The organism is Ruegeria sp. G12 (assembly GCF_056533565.1).
This window is the reverse complement of sequence record NZ_JBQFOO010000006.1, coordinates 185,620-203,823: the sequence shown is the minus strand read 5'-3', so window position 1 is coordinate 203,823 and position 18,204 is coordinate 185,620. Positions and strand designations below refer to the sequence as shown.

Genomic DNA, 18,204 nt, shown 5'->3' with positions numbered 1-18,204 from the left:
GTCGTTGATGTGTTCAGCCTGTCTTTTTGCGCCGTGCCATGTCGGCGTAGACAGCCAGAATGATGATTGCGCCGGTGACAACGGTCTGCCATTCCTGCGCGACGGACAGCACGCGCAGCCCGTTGGTCAGCACGGCCATGATCAGCGCACCGATCAAGGTGCCAAGGATCGTACCGCGACCGCCCGACAGCGACGTGCCGCCGATGACCACGGCTGCGATGGCCTCTAGTTCATAACCAAGCCCCAGCGCGGGCTGAGCCGAATTCAGGCGCGAGGCGATCAGGATACCGGCGATGCCGCAGATTGCCCCCGCCAGCGCATAGATGCGCATCTTCCACATGTCCGTGTTGACGCCCGACAGGCGCACGGCCTCTTCGTTCGATCCCAGCGCAAAAGTGTACCGCCCCAGAACCGTGCGACCCAGAATGTACGAGGCTGCGATGGCGACCAGGAACAGGATCAGCACGCCGTTGGGAATGGGCAGCGCCGGAAAGATCTCTCCGATCAGCGACCCGCGCGAAATCAGATCGAAGCCGGGCGTGTTGTTGAAGTAGATCGGGCGGGTACCGGAAATGACCAGCGACAGCCCTTTCAGGATCAGCATCATGCCCAGCGTTGCGATAAAGGGCGGGATTTTCATCTTCGCCACAAACGTGCCCGAGCACAGGCCGCAGAACGCGCCCGCCGCGATAGCGGCAGCGACGCCCACCAGCAGCGGCAAGCCGAGATAGGTCAACGCAACGCCAGCAATCACCGCGCAAAAGGTCATCAGCGTGCCCAATGACAGGTCAATCCCGCCGGTGATGATGATCAGCGTCGCCGCCACTGCCAGAACGCCATTGACCGAGGTCGCCTGTAGAATGGCGATCATGTTCGATGTCTGCATGAAGTTCGGCGAGGCGATCGAGAATCCGATCAGCAGGGCGATCAGGCTGGCGAAGGCCAGCAGCTTTTGATACGCGCCGCTTTCGGATAGGCCCGCAAGGGGTTTCTTCTTTTCGATATCAGTTACGCTGGTCATTGCATTGTCCCCGTTACCTGCATGGCCGCCGCACGTTGCGTGGCCAGATGCATGATGTCTTCCTGAGTGGTGTCTTTTCCGCCGGGCAGAATGCCGGTCAGCCGGCCCTCGCACATCACCGCAATACGGTGGCTGAGGCGCATGATTTCCGGCAGTTCGGAGGAGATCACGATGATTGTCTTGCCCTGCTCGGCCAGTTCTTCGAGCAGCTTGTAAATCTCGGATTTCGCGCCGATGTCGATGCCGCGCGTGGGTTCGTCAAAGATCAGGATATCGCAATCGCGTAGCAGCCATTTGGCGATGACCACCTTCTGCTGATTGCCGCCTGACAGCAGCCGAACTTCCTGCACATCCGAGGGCGTCCGGATACCCAATTGCGAGATATATCCCTTGGCCGTTGTGCTGATTTCGCCGTCGTTCAGCACACCGCCGGTGGCGGTGAACAGGTCCATCGAGGCCAGCGCGATGTTGTCGCGCACGTTCATACCAGTGGCTAGGCCGAAATGCTTGCGGTCTTCGGACAGGTATCCGATCCCTGCTTTCACGGCGTCCTTGGGGGATTTGATCGACACTGTCTTGCCGTGCACGCGGATTTCGCCGCTGTCTTTCACGTCGGCTCCGAAGATCGCGCGGGCCACTTCCGTGCGCCCTGCCCCCATCAGACCGGCGAAGCCCAGAATCTCGCCCTTCTGGACCGAGAAACTGACATCCTGAATCTCTTTGCCTCGGTTCAGACCCGAGACTTGCAGTGAGACCTCGGCGTCGCCAAGGTCTGGCACGTCCAAAGGCTCTTCGTTCACCTCGCGACCAACCATCATCGCGATGATCTGGCTGATCGGTGTTTCCGCCGCACCCACAGTGCCGACATATTCGCCATCGCGCATCACCGTCACGCGGTCGGCGATCTGTTTCAACTCGTCCATCTTGTGGCTGATATAGACGATCCCCACCCCTTCGGCCTTGAGGCGGCGGATGATCACGAACAGCTCGGCAATTTCGGCATCGTTCAGGGCCGCCGTTGGCTCGTCCATGATCAGAACCTTCGAGCGATGAGACAGCGCCTTGGCAATCTCGACCATCTGCTGTTTGGCAATGGTCAGTGTGCCGACCTGCGTCTTGGGGTCGAGATTCAGGTTCATCGACGCGAAAATCTCGGCCGTTTGTGCATTCAACGCGGATTCGTCCAACCGCCCGAAGCTTTTGCGCGGTTCCCGGCCGATAAAGATGTTTTGCGCCACGGTCAGGTCGTTCATCAGGCTCAGTTCCTGATGGATGATGCCGATACCCAGATCCTGCGCTTCGCCCGGTGTCGTGGGGCTGACTGATTTGCCCTCGATCTCAAGATTGCCGCCGTCGCGCTGATAAATCCCCGAGAGAATTTTCATCAACGTGCTTTTCCCGGCCCCGTTCTCGCCCATCAGAGCGTGAACCTCGCCCGAAAACAGATCGAACTGCACGGATTTCAGCGCGTACACACCGGGGAAATGTTTGTCGATCCCCGTCATGTCGACCAGTTTTGTCATGTCTTCTCCCATTTTGCCCTTCTCCTCACGGGCCGCGCAGGCTACATCACCGCGCCGATTTGCCAGGGAACGAATTCGACGCCCCCAAAGCCAAGTTCCTCGCTTTTGGTTTTCTCGCCGGATGCGACGCGGATCAGAATCTCAAAGAGTTCCTCGCCCTTCGCCTCAATGCTGATCCCGTCGGTGACGATGTCGCCGCAGTTCAGGTCCATGTCATCGGCCATACGGGCGTACATTTCCGAATTGGTGGCCAGTTTGATGCAAGGCGTGGGTTGATACCCCGAGACCGAGCCCCGCCCGGTGGTGAACACGATCAGGTTCGCGCCCGAGGCCACCTGTCCCGTGACCGAACACGGGTCAAATCCCGGACTGTCCATGAAGACGAACCCGTTCTTGTCGATCTTTTCGCCGAACTTGTACACTTCACGCAGAGGTGCCGTGCCGCCCTTGGCGACCGCACCCAGTGATTTTTCCAGAATGGTCGTCAACCCGCCGCGTTTGTTTCCCGGGCTGGGGTTGTTGTCCATTTCTCCGCCATTTCGCTCGGTGTAATCCTCCCACCAGTGGATGCGCTCGATAAGTTTCTCACCTACTTCTGCCGTCTCCGCGCGGCGGGTCAGCAGGTGTTCTGCTCCATAGACTTCGGATGTTTCGGAAAGGATTGTCGTGCCGCCGTGGCGCACCAGAAGGTCTGATGCGTAGCCAAGCGCGGGATTGGCGGTGATGCCGGAATACCCGTCAGACCCGCCGCATTGCATACCCACCGTAATCGCACTGATCGGTGCCGGTTCGCGGGTGGCCTGATTGGCCAGTTCCGCGATACCGCGCAGTTCATCCAGACCACGTTCGATGGTGCGTCGGGTGCCGCCTTCGTTCTGGATTGTCATGTACCGCAGCGCGCCATCGGCGCGGATCGGACGCCCGCCCACCAGATCGGCAACCTGCATGACCTCGCACCCCAGGCCGATCAGCAGGATACCGGCGAAATTCGGATGCTGCGCATAGCCTGCCAGGGTTCGGAATAGCGTTGCGTACCCTTCGTCCTTGGCGGACATGCCGCAACCGGTGCCGTGCACGATCGGAACAATCCCGTCTACGTTGGGATAGGCATCCAGAAATCCGGATTTCTCTGCCGCCTCGGCGATGAACCGCGCGACAGAGCCCGAGCAGTTCACAGAGGTCAGGATACCGATGTAGTTACGTGTGCCGACTTTCCTGTCAGCGCGATGGAAGCCCTGAAACATACGGGTCCCGGAAATCGCAGGCAGCGGCGTGTTTGCGCTGGCGTGGGCGTAGTCCTGCTGGTGATCGCCCATCCCAAGGTTATGGACATGCACATGCTCACCCGGAGCAATGTCGCTTTTCGCCTGACCGATGATCTGCCCATAGCGAATCACGTTTTCGCCTGCCGCAATGGGGGCCGTGGCGATCTTGTGCCCGCGGGAAACCGGGCTTTGAACCGAATCCGACAATCCGTCTGGCCGCTCACCCCGGTCCAGATCACGTAGCGCAATGATAACATTATCTTTTGGGTTCAGCTTAACCGCGTCGCGCTTGGTGTCCTTGCGGACTGTGATGTCGTTCTGTGCTTGCATAGGATTCTCGCTTGCTTGGCTCGGAGTGCTACGTTGAATTTAGGTACTTGTCAACTAACATGTTAGAATGGTAAGTCATGAGGCATGAACAAGCCTCGCGACATTGATGCATCGGTTCTACCCGCCATATCGACCATCGAGGGGTCGCTGGCACAGAGGGTATATCTGTCTGTTAAACAGGCGATTTTGGACCTCGACTTCCCACCCGGATCGAACCTGCGAAAAGCGCCCATTTGCGAGCGTTTGGGGGTGTCGCGCGCGCCTGTTGCCGAGGCGATTGCGCGCCTTGCAGCCGAAGGTCTAGTGGATGTCGTACCACAATCAGGGACGCGGGTCTCTTACTTCTCGATGACCGAAATCCGCGAAGGCGCGTTCCTGCGCGAGGCGCTGGAACTGGCCACAGTTGCCAAGGTCGCGCGTGATATGACCGAAGAGCAGCGCAAGAAACTCAGCCGTAATATGAGATTGCAGGAATTGTTGGTCGAGGACGACGACATTCCCGGCTTCTTTCGTGCGGATGAAGAATTTCATGCGCTGCTGATGGAGTTCACGGGAATCCTCAAGCTGCCTGAAGTGACGGAAACCGTTTCCCTGCAGGTCAACCGCGCGCGGATGTTGCTTTTGCCGTCACGGGACCGCATCATCGAAACCCTCGCCGAACACCAGACGATTTTAGAAGCGATCAGTAACCGCGATGAGCAAAGGGCGCAGGACGCCATGCGACACCATCTGGGTCAGCTGATGCCCCGAATTGAGATGCTGCGGCAGGAAAAGCCCGAGCTGTTCAACGCCGCATCCCGGCCTGTGCAAGAAGTAGGATAGAAAATGCTGCGAAACCTCGACCCACTGCTTTCCCCGGACCTGCTGCACGCGTTACGCGCGATGGGACATGGGGACGAAATCGTCATCGCAGATGCGAATTTCCCGGGTTCCAGCATCGGCCCGGCCTGTATTCGGGCCGACGGGTCCTCGGCCAGTGATATCCTGCGCGCGGTGCTGTCCGTCATGCCGCTGGACAGTTTTGTCCCTGACCCCGCGCTGACAATGCAGGTGGTCGGAGATCCGGACACCGTCCCAGAAGCCGTGGCCGATTTTCAACGCATTATCGACAGTGTCGCCGATAACCCGGTTCAAATTCAGGGGCTGGAACGCTTCGACTTCTATGACCGCGCCGCCCGCGGTTTTGCCGTTGTCCAAACAGGTGAGCGCAGGCTCTATGGCAACATCATACTGAAAAAAGGCGTTGTGGCATGAGGATCGACGGGCATCAGCATTTCTGGTCCCTGGCGCGCGGAGACTATGGCTGGCTGACGCCGGACCTCGCGCCGCTATACCGCGATTTTCTGCCCGTTGATCTGGAGCCAATGTTGCATGCGTCGGGAATAAACGGAACCATTCTGGTTCAGGCCGCGCCAACGGTGGCCGAGACCGAGTACATGCTGTCCTTGGCCGACAGCAATGCGTTCATCAAAGGCGTCGTCGGCTGGGTCGATTTCGAAGCCGCTGATGCGCCCGCACAGATCGAAGCTCTGACCGCGCATTCGGCATTTGTTGGTCTGCGCCCGATGATCCAGAATATCGAAGATCCGCTTTGGATGTTGGGTGACGCTTTGACCCCGGCTATGGAGGCGGTGCAAAAGCACAATCTGACCTTCGATGCGCTGACCCTGCCCCGGCACCTTGCCCCGCTGCACCAACTGCTGGTGCGTCATCCGAAGATGCGCGTTGTCATCGACCATGGGTCGAAGCCGCTGATCCGCGACGGCGTGATCGAAGGCTGGGCCGAAGACATGGCCGCGCTGGCCCGCGACACGGATGCTTGGTGCAAGCTGTCCGGTCTGGTCACCGAAGCCGCGCCGGAATGGACGGTCGATGACCTGCAGCCTTATGTCGAGCATTTGCTGAACACCTTTGGCCCGTCGCGCCTGATCTGGGGCAGCGACTGGCCGGTCAGCACGCTGGCCAGCAGTTACGAGCGTTGGCTCGACACAACCGATGCGCTTCTTGCCGGTTTGACCGACGCAGAACGACAGGCGGTTCTGGGCGGCAACGCCGCGCGGGCCTATAACCTGCGGGACTGATCGCGGCCTGCCGCTTGTCAGGCAATGTGACAGTTTCAAGAGCTGTGCCCCACAAAACGGACCCCGTGCGCGCGATCTCGCCGTGCACGTTATGCGCGATCAGCGTGGCTTGGCTCATTCCCCGGATTTGACGCGAAACAGTGGGAAGTCCCCTATGCGCAGGGCTAATTTCGAACCATCTCTGCGACACATTCCATAGGAGGCACCCATGTCGCGTATTCTTCTTATTGCCGTCATCGCCGTAATCGGCATTGGCGGGTATTACGTCCTGAACAAGCCCGAGCCAACCCCGTCCGAGCAGTTGCAATCCGCTGCGGAAGATGCCGGGGAGGCCGTCAACGAAGCCGCCTCGGCCGCGCAGGAAGCGGCAACCGAAGCGCTGAATTCGGCCACTGATCAGGCCAGCGAAGCGGCATCGTCCCTGACCGAGCAAGCGGCCGAGGCGGCCTCATCCCTTGCGGATCAGGCGTCAGATGCGGCCACGCAGGCGGGCGACGAAGTGGCCTCGCTGGCGGGTCAGGGTCAGGAATTGCTCAATACCTGGGTTCAGGAGGGTATGCTTACCGCGCAGCAATTCGACTATGACGCGATGGTTGCATCGGTGCAGGACAGCGCCCTGACGCAGGACATCAAAACGCAGGTGATCCGGATTCTGGACGACATCAAAGCAGCTCCCGAGACGGCCCTGACCAAGCTGCAGGACCTGCAGAACCTGATGACCCAATAGAAAAAAACCGGCGGGGCCCAATTCAAAGCGGCCTCGCCCACCCGCGTGCCGTCACGTCAGGGCGCGGTCCGATTGACGCCCGACCCTTTGTTTGTTTGGCTTGCCCTCAATCCCGCAGCGATGTGTACTTCTTGCACCTCGCTGCAGCAAATTCTCTGAGGACCTTCCCATGACAACCCTGCCCGCATCCATGTTTTCGACCGTTCTGAAACATGACGGTTATTCCGGTTCCGCCACCGGCCCCGCGATCGAAAACGCGGGCGACTGGTTGGCCGAAGCCGAACTGCCCGTTCCGCAACCCGGCCCCGGACAGGTGTTGATCCGGATGCGCATGGCCTCGGTCAACCCGTCGGATCTGCACTTTATCAAGGGCGAATACGGGCAGCCCCGGGTCAAGGGTGCCCCTGCCGGGTTCGAAGGCTGCGGCGACGTGGTCGCGACCGGTGAAGGCGCCGAAGGGCTGCAAGGGCAGCGCGTTGCCTTTGTTGCCGCAGGTTCGGGCGCTTGGGCTGAATATGTTGTGACCCAAATGCAGACCTGTATCCCGTTGCGCCCCGATATCTCGGACGAGGATGGCGCGGCGCAGATCGTGAACCCTCTGACCGCGATGGCGATGGTCGATATCGCCAAGCAGGAGGGTGAGGCCTTTGTGGTGTCCGCCGCGACCAGCCAGTTAGGCAAGCTGATGTGTAGCCTTGGGCGTGATCTGGGCCTGAAACCCATCGCGCTGGTGCGCCGGGCCGAGGCCGTGGACAACCTGAAACACCTCGGCGCGGCTGAGGTGTTGGTCACGACGGACCCTGACATCGGCCAGAAATTCGCCGATCTCAGCGCCAGCCTGAAACCGCGCGTGTTTCTGGATGCGGTCATGGATCAACTGTCGGAACAGATATTCACCGCCATGCCCAACCGCGCGCGCTGGGTGTGTTACGGCAAGCTCAGCAATGAGGCCCCAACCCTGACCCAAACCGGCCAGTTGATCTTTATGGGCAAACGGATCGAGGGGTTCTGGCTTACCAACTGGATGATGTCCACGCGGCCCGCCGATCAGATGCGCGTGGTTGCCGAAGTACAGGCCCGTTTTGCCGACGGGCGCTGGAAAACCGATGTGTCGGCGCGGCTTACCCTGAAAGAACTGGTGCCAAATCTGGCTGAAGCGCTGAAAAAGAGTGACGGCAAGGTGATGATCACGCCATAGTAGAACCAAACCCGCCAACAACAAGAATACTGCGGGTGGTTCAGAGACTGGGCAAACCGGCACGGGGGAGGTGAATTTGGACAACGCGCAGCTGCTGATCAGCGGGCTGGCGAATGGCTGTGTGTACGGCCTGATCGCGCTTGGGTTCGTGCTGATTTATAAGGCGACCGAGGCGGTGAATTTCGCACAGGGCGATTTCATGATGCTGGGGGCCTTTGTTACAATCGGGCTGACCAACACCGAATATATGGGGCTGCCCTTCTGGCTGGCGCTGCCGATCTCGCTGGGGATCATGGGGGCGTTGGGGTATCTGCTGGACCGCCTCATCATCCGCCGACTGTTTGGCGAAAGTCAGACCGCCGTTGTCATCCTGACCATCGCTTTGGGCTTCGTGATCCGCTTTTTTGCGGGGCTGATCTGGGGGCATGAGCCCCAGACCCTGCAGAACCCGCTGGCTGGGAAAGAGGTGCGTTTTGGCGGGCTGGTCTTGGGGATGGAGGATGTGGCCGTCATTATCGTCACCGTCCTGCTGACCTGGGGCCTGTATGTCTTTTTCAGCAAAACCAAGCTGGGGCTGGCCATGCAGGGAGCCTCGCAAAACCAGTTGGCAGCCTATTACATGGGCATTCCGGTCAAGCGGGTTCAGGGGTTCATCTGGGCTCTGGCCGGAGTGGTCGCCGGGATTGCGGGCATTCTATTCGCCGCGAAAGGCTCGGTTGATCCCACCACGGGCCTGCTGGGCATCAAGGCCTTCGCCGCCGCCGTGATCGGAGGGTTTGGCAGCCTGCCCGGCGCTCTGGCGGGCGGGCTGATCGTCGGCGTCATTGAACCCTTCGCCAGTCGATACATCGCAGCCGGGTACAGCCAGATCGCACCTTATGCCTTGCTGCTGGCGGTTCTGATCTTCCGCCCCAACGGGCTGTTCAGTCAGGTCCGGCTGAAAAAGGTCTGACGGATGCGCATCGTTTTCAAAACCGACTACATGCAGGATATCCGGCCGTGGAAGGACCGCTATCAGCTTGGCCTCTACCTGATCCTGCTGCTGGTCGTATTCGCCGCACCGTGGTTGCTGGACGACTTCTATCTGGGCGAACTGACCAACGTTCTGATCTGGGCCATCGCTGGTCTGGGGCTGATGATCCTGACCGGGCATACGGGTCAGGTCAGCCTTGGGCATGCGGCGTTTCTGGCCTTTGGGTGCTATGCCAATGTGAACCTGATCGAGGCGGGCGTGCCGTTCCTGCTCGCCTTTCCACTGGCCGGTCTGCTGACCGGAATTGCAGGTGTCACGGTGGCTATCCCTGCCCTGCGACTGCACGGCATCTATCTGGCGATTTTCACCATGGCGCTGTCGATCCTGATGGATGACGTGATCGTTCTGGCGGAACCCCTGACCGGGGGCGTTTCCGGTAAGTATCTGGGCGGGGTCGAGATTTTCGGACACCTCGTCGACCGCTGGGCGACACCCAACGAATTCTACTGGCTGGTTCTGACCGTCGCGGTGATTGTGACGCTGGGCTACATCAACCTGTTGCGCGCGCCCTTGGGCCGCAGCTTCATCGCCGTGCGCGATTCAGAGGTCTCGGCGCAGGCGATGGGGGTCGATATCGCCAGAACCAAGATGATCTCGTTCGCTCTGTCCTGCGCCGTGACCGGCTGGGCCGGGGCGCTCATGGGCATGTTCGCGGGGGCCTTCAACAACGAAACCTTCAACGTCCTGATCTCGATCCAGTTGCTGATGATGATCGTGATCGGAGGGCTCGGCTCGATCCACGGCGCGTTCCTGGGGGCTATCGTGATCGGCTTTCTGCCGCAGTTCTTGTCGATTTCCAAAGAATATGTGGGGGCCGTGTTCGGCGGCAATACGGTTGCGATTCCGGGGCTGGAATTCGGCATCTTCGGCATGATCCTGATCGCCTTCATCCTGTTCGAGCCGATGGGCATGTATGGCCGCTGGCTGAAAATCCGCACGTGGTTCGAACTGTTCCCCTTCTACCGCAAGGACATGTTCAAACGGCAGAAATCATACCTCAAGACGGAGCGTCTGAGATGAGCCTGCTTGAGTTCGAAGGCGTCACGCTGAAATTCGGCGGGGTAACTGCGGTCGATAACTTGTCGTTCGAGGTGGAGACAGGCGAGGTATTCGCCATAGTCGGCCCGAACGGCGCAGGAAAATCCACGGTATTCAACCTGATTTCCCGGTTCTACGAACCCAATGCGGGGGCTATCCGGTTCGATGGGCACGATCTTCTGCGAGTCAAAGCATCGGGCGTCGCCGCCTTTGGCGTCGCGCGGACGTTCCAGAACATCGAACTGTTCGAACATGCCACCGTCCTGCAAAACCTGCTGGTCGGGCGGCATCGGCACCGCAAGACGAAACTGATCTCAGAAATTCTGTTCACCCCCTCCGCCCGGCGTCAGGAGTTGGAGAACCGAGAAAAGGTCGAAGAAATCATCGACTTTCTGGACCTGCAGGCGTTTCGCGACAAGATGATCTCGGGCCTGCCCTACGGCGTCCGCAAAGTGGTCGAGGTCGCGCGGGCGCTGGCGACCGATCCCAAACTTTTGTTGCTGGACGAACCGGCCTCGGGCCTGTCGGTGGAAGAGACCACCGATATGCGCTGGTGGATCGACGACATCCGGCGGCAGATGGGGATCACCGTGTTGATGGTGGAACATGACATGGGGTTGGTGTCGGGCGTGTCAGACCGGGTGCTTGCCATGGCCGATGGGGCCAGACTGGCGCTTGGCACCCCTGCCGAGGTGCAATCGCACCCGGCGGTGGTCGAGGCCTATTTAGGCAAAGCTTCATGACCGAACCGATCCTAAAAATCCGCAACATCGAAAGCTTCTACGGGCCGATCATGGCGATCCGGGGCGTTTCGCTGGACGTCTCGCAGGGGCAGATCGTTTCGATCCTTGGCGCGAACGGTGCCGGGAAAACGACACTGATGAAAACGGTGTCGGGCGTGATGGACCCGGAAAAGGGCACAATCACGTTTGACGGGAAAGACATTCAGGGCTCGGAACCCCACAAGGTTGTTCAACAAGGCATCGTGCACGTCCCGGAAGGGCGCGAGGTGTTCCCGCTGCTGACCGTGAACGAAAACCTCAGCCTTGGGGCCTATACGGTGGCGGATAAATCGCGGATTGAACAGGATCGCGAGATGGTGTTCAGCTATTTCCCGGTCCTGAAAGACCGCCGCATGCAAGAGGCCGGCACCTTGTCCGGCGGTCAACAGCAGATGCTGGCCATCGGGCGCGGACTTATGGCGAATCCGAAGATCATGCTGCTGGACGAACCCTCGCTTGGCCTCTCGCCGCTGCTGGTGCAAGAGATTTTCGGTATTCTCAAACGCCTGAACGACGAGCAGAATATGACCATGATGCTGGTCGAACAGAACGCCCATGCGGCGCTAGAACTGGCACATCATGGTTACGTGATGGAGGTCGGGCGCATCGTGATGGACGGGGCCGCAGATGACCTGCTGAAATCCGAGGACATCCGGAATTTCTATCTGGGTGTTCAGGAAGAAGGCGCACGGGAAAACCGCCGCTGGAAACGCAAAAAGACGTGGAGGTGAGCCGAATGGACGCAAGCCCCCTGCCCCCTCAGATCGGCATCAACGGCGTTCAGTTCAACGCAACCCCCGGGCAGCGCCCGCTGCGGGTGGATGGCTGCACCACCATTGCCGAGCTGTTCCAAAGCCGCTGCGCGGAGTTGGGCGACCGGACGGCGCATCGCGAAAAGAACCTCGGGATCTGGAAATCCTATTCCTGGATCGATTACTGGCAGCACGCCAAGTGGATCGGCCTCGCGCTGCTCAAACTTGGCCTGCAGCGTGGTGAGGTTGTTTCGATCCTGTCCGAGGATCGCAAGGAATGGGCCTGGTTCGACATGGGCGTCCAAGGCGTCGGCGGCATTGCCTCGGGCGTCTACACCACGGATTCGGCCAGCCAGTTGAAATACCTGATCAACGACAGCGACAGCCGGTTCCTGATCGTCGAAGACGAAGAACATCTGGACAAGTTCCTTGAGATTGAGGACGAGGTTCCCGGCCTGCTCAAGGTCATCATTCTGGAAGACGAAGGCCTGCACGACCTGAACCACCCGCGGTGCATGATGATCGGCGACCTCTACGCGCTTGGAAAACAGGCCGAGGCCGAAGACCCGGGCCGGTTCGAGGCCGAGATCGCGCTGGCAAAACCGCAGGACACCGCGCTGCTGGTCTACACCTCGGGAACAACGGGTCAGCCCAAGGGCGCGATGCTGAGCCATGAAAACATTCTGGCTGCCATTGAATCCGGTGCCCGATCCCTGCCTGCGCTGGCCAGCGACGAGCAGCTGTGTTTCCTACCGCTGTGCCACATCCTCGAACGCGACGTGTCGATCTATTTCCCGCTTGCCGCGCGGTGCACCGTGAATTTCGCCGAAAGCCCGGAAACTGTGTTTGCGAACCTGCAAGAGGTCTCACCCACCACATTCACCGCTGTTCCGCGCGTTTGGGAGAAGATCTACGCCCATGTCCAAATCCTGACGCAGGACGCGACCGGGCTGGGGCGCTTGGCCTTTGGGCTTGCGCTGAAAGCGGGGTTTGCGCGGGCGGAACACCTGAATGCCGGGAAACCGGTCCCCGCCTTGGTCGCGGCCCGGTTTTGGCTCTGGGATCATCTGGTTCTACGAAACCTGCGGCGGATGCTCGGCATGGACAAATTGCGACGCGGCGGCTCGGGGGCCGCTCCGATTTCAGTGGACTTGCTGAAATGGTTTTGGGCCATTGGCGTTCCTCTGGTCGAAGGGTTCGGGATGACCGAAACGGCGGGGCTGGCCACGCTTAACACCACTGAAGACAACCGGGTCGGGTCCGTTGGCAAAGCCGTGGCGGGAACGGATATCCGCATCTCGGAGGACGGTGAAATCCAATTGAAAGGGCTGAACATCTTTCAGGGCTACTGGCGCAACAACGCCAAAACCGCCGAGACATTCACCCCGGACGGATGGCTGCGCACCGGCGATATGGGCCGCATCGATGAGGATGGATTTGTCACCATAACCGGTCGGATGAAAGACATCATCATCACCGCTGGCGGCAAGAACATCACCCCGTCCGAGATCGAAAGCCGCCTGAAGTTCAGCCATTACATCTCGGACGCGGTGATCATCGGTGACCAGCGTAAGTACCTGACCGCCCTGATCATGATTGATCAGGAGAATGTCGAGAAATTCGCGCAGGATCGGAAAATCCCATTTTCCAACTTCGCGTCGCTATGCGCGGCCCCGGAAATCAATGGACTTGTCGGGGCCGAGGTCGATGCGGTGAACGCAGAATTCGCACGGGTCGAGCAGATCAAGGATTTCCGGCTAATCAACGTCCTGCTGACCGCCGAGGATGACGAACTGACGGCGACAATGAAGCTGAAACGCGGGTTGGTGGAAAAGAAACACGGACATCTCATTGAAGAGATGTACAATTAGACGGAAAAGTATCGGGAGGAAAACTATGAGCAATCTGTTGAAGAGTCTTGCAGCCGCAACGGCTCTGACTGCATCCGCCACGCTCGGATGGGCAGAAACCCCAGGTGTGACAGACGATGAGATCGTGATTGGGTCTGTCAACGACCTGAGCGGTATTTTCGCCGCCGTGGGCGTTCCGGCCACCAAGGGTGCGAATGTGGTTTTTGACCGCGTCAACGCCGAAGGCGGCGTGCATGGCCGCAAGATCCGCTTTGTGGTCGAGGATAACGGCTATCAGATGCCGCGCGCGATGCAGGGCTATAACAAGCTGCTGAACCGCGACAAGGTGTTTGCCATGATGCAGTCGCTGGGCACGCCGATGAACCTTGCCGGGTTCAAGCTGCTGGACCCGAAGGGCATTCCAAATGTTGCACCTCTGACCGCAGCGCGGCAGATGCTTCAGGAGCCGATGAAGAACAAGTTCACCTCGTTCTCGACCTACTATGATCAAGCCCGGATCGGGGTGAAATATCTGAACGGTGAGTTCGGGTCGCAGACCGTCTGCACCATGTATCTGCCCACCGATTTCGGTGAAGAAATCCTTGAAGGCAGCAAGGCCGGGGCCGAAGAGGCTGGGATCACCTTTGGCGCGGAGACCACGCACAAACCGGACGAGACTGATTTTGTCGGCTCTCTGAGCAAGCTGAAAGAGGAAGGCTGCGATATTGTCACGATGGCGCTCGGTGTGCGTCAGGCGATCACCGTGGTTGGGACGGCCAAGAAAATGGGGTTGGAGGACATGAAGTTCCTCGGCACCTCGGCCAGCTTCCTGACCGTGGTGGCGCAGGTGCCCGGAGGCGTGACGGATGGATTCTACGCCGCTGCCTCATGGCTGGACCTTTGGGCGCGTGCTGAGGAGCCCGCTCCGGCTGCGTTCATTGCAGAGTACAAAGCGGCCACGGGGGAAGACCCCGTCGGTTTCTCGATGCTGGGCTATTCCGCCGCCGAGATGATGGTCAAAGCGTTGGAAGCGGCGGGCCCCGATCTGACCCATGACAGCTTCATCGCGGCCATGGAGACGCTGGACTACACTGACGAGTTGGTCGGCAACCATATCACCTATGGGCCGGACGATCACCAAGGCGCAGATACGGTGTTCGTCAGCGTCGTGGACAACGGAGCCTGGAAACTGGTTTACGAAGAATAAACCAAAGAAAAAGGGCTCGCATTTGCGAGCCCTTTCCCATTCGGTTGTCCGCAGCGATTAACGCTTGGAGAACTGGAACGAACGACGCGCTTTGCGCTTACCGTATTTCTTACGTTCCACAACGCGGCTGTCGCGGGTCAGGAAGCCAGCGGCTTTCAGAGCGCCACGCAGGTTGGGATCGTACAGTTGCAGCGCTTTCGAGATGCCGTGCTTGACCGCACCGGCCTGACCGGTCAGGCCACCGCCTTTGACGGTTGCAACAACGTCGAATTCGCCTTCAACACCGGCAACCTGGAACGGCTGGCGCAGGATCAGTTGCAGAACCGGACGAGCGAAATACTTGTCCTGATCTTTGCCATTCACGGTGACCTTGCCGGAACCCGGCTTGATCCAAACGCGGGCAACAGCGTCTTTACGCTTGCCGGTGGCGTAGGAACGGCCCAGTTCGTCACGCACGGGTTCACGCACGATGACTTCTTCGGCCACGGTTTCAACGCCTGCGACGGCGCTCAGCTCTTCGAGAGTATTGATCTGATCAGCCATCGGTCATTAGCTCCGGGTGTTTTTCTTGTTCATGGACTTCACGTCCAGAACTTCGGGCGCTTGCGCCTCATGGGGATGATCGCCACCGGCGTAAACACGCAGGTTGGTCATCTGCTTACGTGCCAGACGGTTGCCCGGCAGCATGCGCTTGACGGCTTGGGTCACGACGCGCTCGGGGTGTGCACCCTCGAGGATCTGCTGCTTGGTGCGCGACTTGATGCCGCCCGGGTGGCCAGTGTGCCAGTAGAAGTTTTCTTCGCGCTTCTTGCCGGTCATCTGGATTTTGTCAGCGTTGATCACGATGACATTGTCGCCCATATCCATGTTCGGGGTGAACGACGCTTTGTGCTTGCCACGCAGACGCATGGCGACGATCGAGGCAAGACGGCCCAGAACAACGCCCTCGGCGTCGATCAGGATCCATTTCTTGTCGATGTCTGCAGGTGTTGCAGAAAAGGTTTTCATGGCAGGATAGTCCTGTTTGATGTGAAAGACCGCCCCAAAGGCGGAGCGGCCCGAATTCGATGGAGCGTATTTAGAGGGGCTGTGTTTTCGCGTCAATACACGTGAATATGTTTTTTTTGTTTAATTACAAAAGTTTATAAAATAGGTATTATTTTACCCCAATCTGTAGCGCCCCGAATTACCCGAGATGCCCCCCCCAATGGTATAGTCACCGCAGGATTTCGGAATAAGGAGCGTTTCTATGCAGGAATTGCAGCAAACCATCGCGGATTACGGCGCGGCATGGCAGGAAACGGATGGCGACAAAAGGCTTGGGCTTTTGCGGCGTTGCTTTGAAGAGGATGGCCGCTATGTCGATCCCACGGCCGATGTGGCCGGGCTGGAGAACCTGTCGGCTCATATCGGAGAAGTTCTGGCCTCCGCCGACGGGCGCGTTGACATCACAAGCCAGCCTAGCGTGCATCATGATGTTGTTCACTTCACCTGGCATATGGTGGATGCGAACGGGGCCGAAATGGTCTCGGGTCATGATTTCATCCGGTTGAGTGCATCCGGCAAGATCGCTCATCTGGCTGGGTTCTTCGGCAACCCCGCACCCTTAGGCTGAGGTCTAAACGCTGATCTGTTCCGGCGGGGTGTCCAGCAGCGCCCGCAACCGCTGCATCGCATCTTCGAACCGTTCAAGTGAGACATGGCCGTTCATCGCAATGCGCACGGCATTTGGCGCACGACCGTCGCGCAGGGCGAACTCGTCGGCGGACCTGAGTTGTATCCCCTCCCGTTCCGCTGCGCGGCTGAACGCGGCGGCGCGCCAACCCGACGGCAGGTTCAACCAGACAAACGGCACATCCGGAGCCCAGTTCAGATCGAACCCGCCCAGAGCGTTGACGGTGACACGGACGTATTCGCTCATCTTGGCGCGCACATCTCGGGCGATCTGCGGGGTGCGGGGATCGGACAGCATCAAGCGGGTCAGTTCGGCCAAGGGCTGCGCCAGCCCAAAATACCCGTATTCCGCAGACCGCCGCAGGTCCACGCTGCGCTCACGTGGCGCAATCGCAAAGCCCACACGCAACGCGGGCGTCAGGGTTTTCGAGATCGACGACACGTGCCACCCCCGCTCGGGCGCCAAAGCGCGATAGCTGGGTTCACGGGCATCGCCCATGCGATAGCAATCGTCTTCAATGATCTGCACATCAAAACGCCGCGCGACTTCGACAACCTCTTTCCGGCGCTCCAGCGGCGAATGCGATCCGGTCGGGTTCTGAACCTCGGGCGAGACGCAAACGGCCTGCGCAGGTGTCTGGCGCAGGACATGTTCCATGGCCTTTGGGTCGATACCCCATTTGTCCATTTTCACGCCAACAACTTCAGCCCGCATCAGTTCGCCCGCCCGCCGGAACCCGGCATAAGACAGGTCCTCGACCAGAACGATCGGCTTCGGACCGCGCAGGATCGTCTGAAACACTAGGCACAGCCCGTTTTGACCGCCATGGGTCAAAACGATGTCGTCATGGGACAAAGGCCCCAGCGGAAGGTCCGACAGCCAATCGACCACGGTTTGCCGCATTGGTTTGTAGGCGTCGCGGGTCGGGTAATTCAAAAACAGCCCCGGATCAGATTGCGACACTTTCTGCAGGCATTCGCGAATCAAGGCCACCTGCCCCACATCCGCAAGGCGCGGGCTGAACAGGCTGACATTGGCGTTGTACTTGTCATCGCGCAGATGCAATTGCCGGGCCCAGACATCGTCCAGAATGGGCGATTTTGGCGGGGCGACAAATGTACCACGCCCGACCTCGGCATGTAGCAGGCCCTCATCCGTCAGAATCGTATATGCCCGGGCGACGGTACCCGGCGTGATTTGTAACCGATACGCAAGTTCCCGCACCGGAGGCAGCTTGGTTCCGACCTCCAGCAGTTTGTTATCTATGGCTTTTCGGATCGTGTCAGCGACCAGAGTATACTTCGGACCCTTTGATTTCGGCAGCGCCTCTGGCCAAATTGTATCCATTACAATTCTTCCTTTGATTCCGACACAATTTCGAATGTATCAAAATATATACCGGACATTTATAATTTGTGTCAATACAATTTGAAAGGAATACCCAGATGACACGCACAATGCACAACCCCGCCCTTATGCTGCTGAACGACAGTCCCCGGCTGCCGCTGATCGCTGCGCTGGCCGTGCGGTTTGCGGCGGTCGTCACGCAATGGGAGCGCCGTCGGCGCAGCCGCATTAACCTGAGCTACCTCGACGACAGGCTGCTGAAAGATGTCGGGATCACCCCGCATCAGGCCCGGCGCGAAACGAAACGTTACTTTTGGATGAACTAACGATCCCCAGTCCCATTTTTGGGACCTCTTCCTGGGCCGGGGCTTGTCC

The 18,204-nt window shown here is 59.3% G+C and carries 19 protein-coding genes; 13 read left to right on the top strand and 6 right to left on the bottom strand.

Annotated features, from left to right (window positions below; translation table 11 throughout):
* Positions 1-13 precede the first annotated feature (13 nt).
* From ACR0JN_RS15100 to ACR0JN_RS15090, 3 genes are read right to left on the bottom strand one after another with little or no spacing between them, the layout of a single operon-like run.
* A complete protein-coding gene (locus ACR0JN_RS15100) occupies positions 14-1,021 on the bottom strand; it encodes an ABC transporter permease (protein ID WP_480886740.1) in 1,008 nt (335 codons plus the stop codon).
* A complete protein-coding gene (locus tag ACR0JN_RS15095; protein ID WP_480886738.1) occupies positions 1,018-2,544 on the bottom strand; it encodes a sugar ABC transporter ATP-binding protein in 1,527 nt (508 codons plus the stop codon). The genes ACR0JN_RS15100 and ACR0JN_RS15095 overlap by 4 nt, the downstream gene beginning before the upstream one ends.
* Positions 2,545-2,585: 41 nt before the next feature.
* Positions 2,586-4,139 (bottom strand): UxaA family hydrolase, encoded by a 1,554-nt coding sequence (locus ACR0JN_RS15090; protein ID WP_480886736.1) that lies wholly within the window; start codon positions 4,137-4,139, stop codon positions 2,586-2,588.
* 84 nt (positions 4,140-4,223) lie between these two features.
* Here ACR0JN_RS15090 and ACR0JN_RS15085 point away from each other — a divergent pair, with 84 nt between their 5' ends.
* The 11 genes from ACR0JN_RS15085 to ACR0JN_RS15035 all read left to right on the top strand — a co-directional run bounded on the left by ACR0JN_RS15085 (position 4,224) and on the right by ACR0JN_RS15035 (position 14,807).
* Entirely contained in the window at positions 4,224-4,961 is a 738-nt protein-coding gene (locus ACR0JN_RS15085) for a GntR family transcriptional regulator (protein WP_480886733.1), read from the top strand.
* Positions 4,962-4,964: 3 nt separating this feature from the next.
* Positions 4,965-5,393, top strand: a complete 429-nt coding sequence (locus ACR0JN_RS15080) for an RbsD/FucU family protein (protein ID WP_480886731.1) — start codon at positions 4,965-4,967, stop codon at positions 5,391-5,393.
* Entirely contained in the window at positions 5,390-6,220 is an 831-nt protein-coding gene (locus tag ACR0JN_RS15075) for an amidohydrolase family protein (RefSeq protein WP_480886727.1), read from the top strand. The genes ACR0JN_RS15080 and ACR0JN_RS15075 overlap by 4 nt, the downstream gene beginning before the upstream one ends.
* Before the next feature lie 208 nt (positions 6,221-6,428).
* Positions 6,429-6,947, top strand: coding sequence for a hypothetical protein (locus ACR0JN_RS15070; protein ID WP_480886725.1), 519 nt, complete (start codon positions 6,429-6,431; stop codon positions 6,945-6,947).
* Positions 6,948-7,116: 169 nt separating this feature from the next.
* Positions 7,117-8,145 carry a zinc-binding dehydrogenase gene (locus ACR0JN_RS15065; RefSeq protein ID WP_480886721.1) on the top strand — a complete coding sequence of 343 codons (1,029 nt, stop codon included), beginning with the start codon at positions 7,117-7,119 and terminating at the stop codon, positions 8,143-8,145.
* A 76-nt stretch (positions 8,146-8,221) separates the two neighbouring features.
* Positions 8,222-9,097 (top strand): branched-chain amino acid ABC transporter permease, encoded by an 876-nt coding sequence (locus ACR0JN_RS15060; protein WP_480886718.1) that lies wholly within the window; start codon positions 8,222-8,224, stop codon positions 9,095-9,097.
* Positions 9,098-9,100: 3 nt separating this feature from the next.
* Positions 9,101-10,198, top strand: coding sequence for a branched-chain amino acid ABC transporter permease (locus ACR0JN_RS15055; protein ID WP_480886715.1), 1,098 nt, complete (start codon positions 9,101-9,103; stop codon positions 10,196-10,198).
* Positions 10,195-10,959: an ABC transporter ATP-binding protein gene (locus tag ACR0JN_RS15050; protein WP_480886713.1), complete on the top strand. Its 765-nt coding sequence runs from the start codon at positions 10,195-10,197 to the stop codon at positions 10,957-10,959. Before ACR0JN_RS15055 ends, ACR0JN_RS15050 begins: the two co-directional genes overlap by 4 nt.
* Positions 10,956-11,729, top strand: coding sequence for an ABC transporter ATP-binding protein (locus ACR0JN_RS15045; RefSeq protein WP_480886710.1), 774 nt, complete (start codon positions 10,956-10,958; stop codon positions 11,727-11,729). Before ACR0JN_RS15050 ends, ACR0JN_RS15045 begins: the two co-directional genes overlap by 4 nt.
* A 5-nt stretch (positions 11,730-11,734) precedes the next feature.
* Positions 11,735-13,621 carry an AMP-dependent synthetase/ligase gene (locus ACR0JN_RS15040; RefSeq protein WP_480886705.1) on the top strand — a complete coding sequence of 629 codons (1,887 nt, stop codon included), beginning with the start codon at positions 11,735-11,737 and terminating at the stop codon, positions 13,619-13,621.
* A gap of 25 nt (positions 13,622-13,646) precedes the next feature.
* Complete coding sequence (locus ACR0JN_RS15035; RefSeq protein ID WP_480886702.1) at positions 13,647-14,807, top strand: ABC transporter substrate-binding protein; 1,161 nt, start codon at positions 13,647-13,649, stop codon at positions 14,805-14,807.
* Positions 14,808-14,864: 57 nt separating this feature from the next.
* Here ACR0JN_RS15035 and rpsI read toward each other — a convergent pair whose 3' ends face one another.
* Positions 14,865-15,350 (bottom strand): 30S ribosomal protein S9, encoded by a 486-nt coding sequence (rpsI, locus tag ACR0JN_RS15030; RefSeq protein WP_010440030.1) that lies wholly within the window; start codon positions 15,348-15,350, stop codon positions 14,865-14,867.
* Between the two features lie 6 nt (positions 15,351-15,356).
* Positions 15,357-15,815: a 50S ribosomal protein L13 gene (gene rplM / locus ACR0JN_RS15025; protein WP_480886699.1), complete on the bottom strand. Its 459-nt coding sequence runs from the start codon at positions 15,813-15,815 to the stop codon at positions 15,357-15,359.
* Positions 15,816-16,056: 241 nt separating this feature from the next.
* Between rplM and ACR0JN_RS15020 the strand changes: the two genes are divergently transcribed.
* The gene (locus ACR0JN_RS15020; RefSeq protein ID WP_480816903.1) at positions 16,057-16,422 is read left to right on the top strand and encodes a nuclear transport factor 2 family protein; all 366 of its coding nucleotides are present in this window, start codon (positions 16,057-16,059) and stop codon (positions 16,420-16,422) included.
* A 3-nt stretch (positions 16,423-16,425) separates the two neighbouring features.
* Here the strand turns inward: ACR0JN_RS15020 and ACR0JN_RS15015 are convergent, their stop codons facing one another.
* A complete protein-coding gene (locus ACR0JN_RS15015) occupies positions 16,426-17,829 on the bottom strand; it encodes an aminotransferase-like domain-containing protein (RefSeq protein ID WP_480886696.1) in 1,404 nt (467 codons plus the stop codon).
* Positions 17,830-17,927: 98 nt separating this feature from the next.
* Here ACR0JN_RS15015 and ACR0JN_RS15010 point away from each other — a divergent pair, with 98 nt between their 5' ends.
* Positions 17,928-18,155, top strand: coding sequence for a DUF1127 domain-containing protein (locus ACR0JN_RS15010; protein ID WP_480816905.1), 228 nt, complete (start codon positions 17,928-17,930; stop codon positions 18,153-18,155).
* The last annotated feature ends 49 nt before the right edge of the window (positions 18,156-18,204 follow it).

Excerpts from the sequence above, each read along its gene's own strand:
- ACR0JN_RS15100 (WP_480886740.1), bottom strand. The coding sequence starts at position 1,021 with ATGACCAGCGTAACTGATATCGAAAAGAAGAAACCCCTTGCGGGCCTA.
- ACR0JN_RS15095 (WP_480886738.1), bottom strand. The coding sequence starts at position 2,544 with ATGACAAAACTGGTCGACATGACGGGGATCGACAAACATTTCCCCGGT.
- ACR0JN_RS15090 (WP_480886736.1), bottom strand. The coding sequence starts at position 4,139 with ATGCAAGCACAGAACGACATCACAGTCCGCAAGGACACCAAGCGCGAC.
- ACR0JN_RS15085 (WP_480886733.1), top strand. The coding sequence starts at position 4,224 with ATGAACAAGCCTCGCGACATTGATGCATCGGTTCTACCCGCCATATCG.
- ACR0JN_RS15080 (WP_480886731.1), top strand. The coding sequence starts at position 4,965 with ATGCTGCGAAACCTCGACCCACTGCTTTCCCCGGACCTGCTGCACGCG.
- ACR0JN_RS15075 (WP_480886727.1), top strand. The coding sequence starts at position 5,390 with ATGAGGATCGACGGGCATCAGCATTTCTGGTCCCTGGCGCGCGGAGAC.
- ACR0JN_RS15070 (WP_480886725.1), top strand. The coding sequence starts at position 6,429 with ATGTCGCGTATTCTTCTTATTGCCGTCATCGCCGTAATCGGCATTGGC.
- ACR0JN_RS15065 (WP_480886721.1), top strand. The coding sequence starts at position 7,117 with ATGACAACCCTGCCCGCATCCATGTTTTCGACCGTTCTGAAACATGAC.
- ACR0JN_RS15055 (WP_480886715.1), top strand. The coding sequence starts at position 9,101 with ATGCGCATCGTTTTCAAAACCGACTACATGCAGGATATCCGGCCGTGG.
- ACR0JN_RS15050 (WP_480886713.1), top strand. The coding sequence starts at position 10,195 with ATGAGCCTGCTTGAGTTCGAAGGCGTCACGCTGAAATTCGGCGGGGTA.
- ACR0JN_RS15045 (WP_480886710.1), top strand. The coding sequence starts at position 10,956 with ATGACCGAACCGATCCTAAAAATCCGCAACATCGAAAGCTTCTACGGG.
- ACR0JN_RS15040 (WP_480886705.1), top strand. The coding sequence starts at position 11,735 with ATGGACGCAAGCCCCCTGCCCCCTCAGATCGGCATCAACGGCGTTCAG.
- ACR0JN_RS15035 (WP_480886702.1), top strand. The coding sequence starts at position 13,647 with ATGAGCAATCTGTTGAAGAGTCTTGCAGCCGCAACGGCTCTGACTGCA.
- rpsI (WP_010440030.1), bottom strand. The coding sequence starts at position 15,350 with ATGGCTGATCAGATCAATACTCTCGAAGAGCTGAGCGCCGTCGCAGGC.
- rplM (WP_480886699.1), bottom strand. The coding sequence starts at position 15,815 with ATGAAAACCTTTTCTGCAACACCTGCAGACATCGACAAGAAATGGATC.
- ACR0JN_RS15020 (WP_480816903.1), top strand. The coding sequence starts at position 16,057 with ATGCAGGAATTGCAGCAAACCATCGCGGATTACGGCGCGGCATGGCAG.
- ACR0JN_RS15015 (WP_480886696.1), bottom strand. The coding sequence starts at position 17,829 with ATGGATACAATTTGGCCAGAGGCGCTGCCGAAATCAAAGGGTCCGAAG.
- ACR0JN_RS15010 (WP_480816905.1), top strand. The coding sequence starts at position 17,928 with ATGACACGCACAATGCACAACCCCGCCCTTATGCTGCTGAACGACAGT.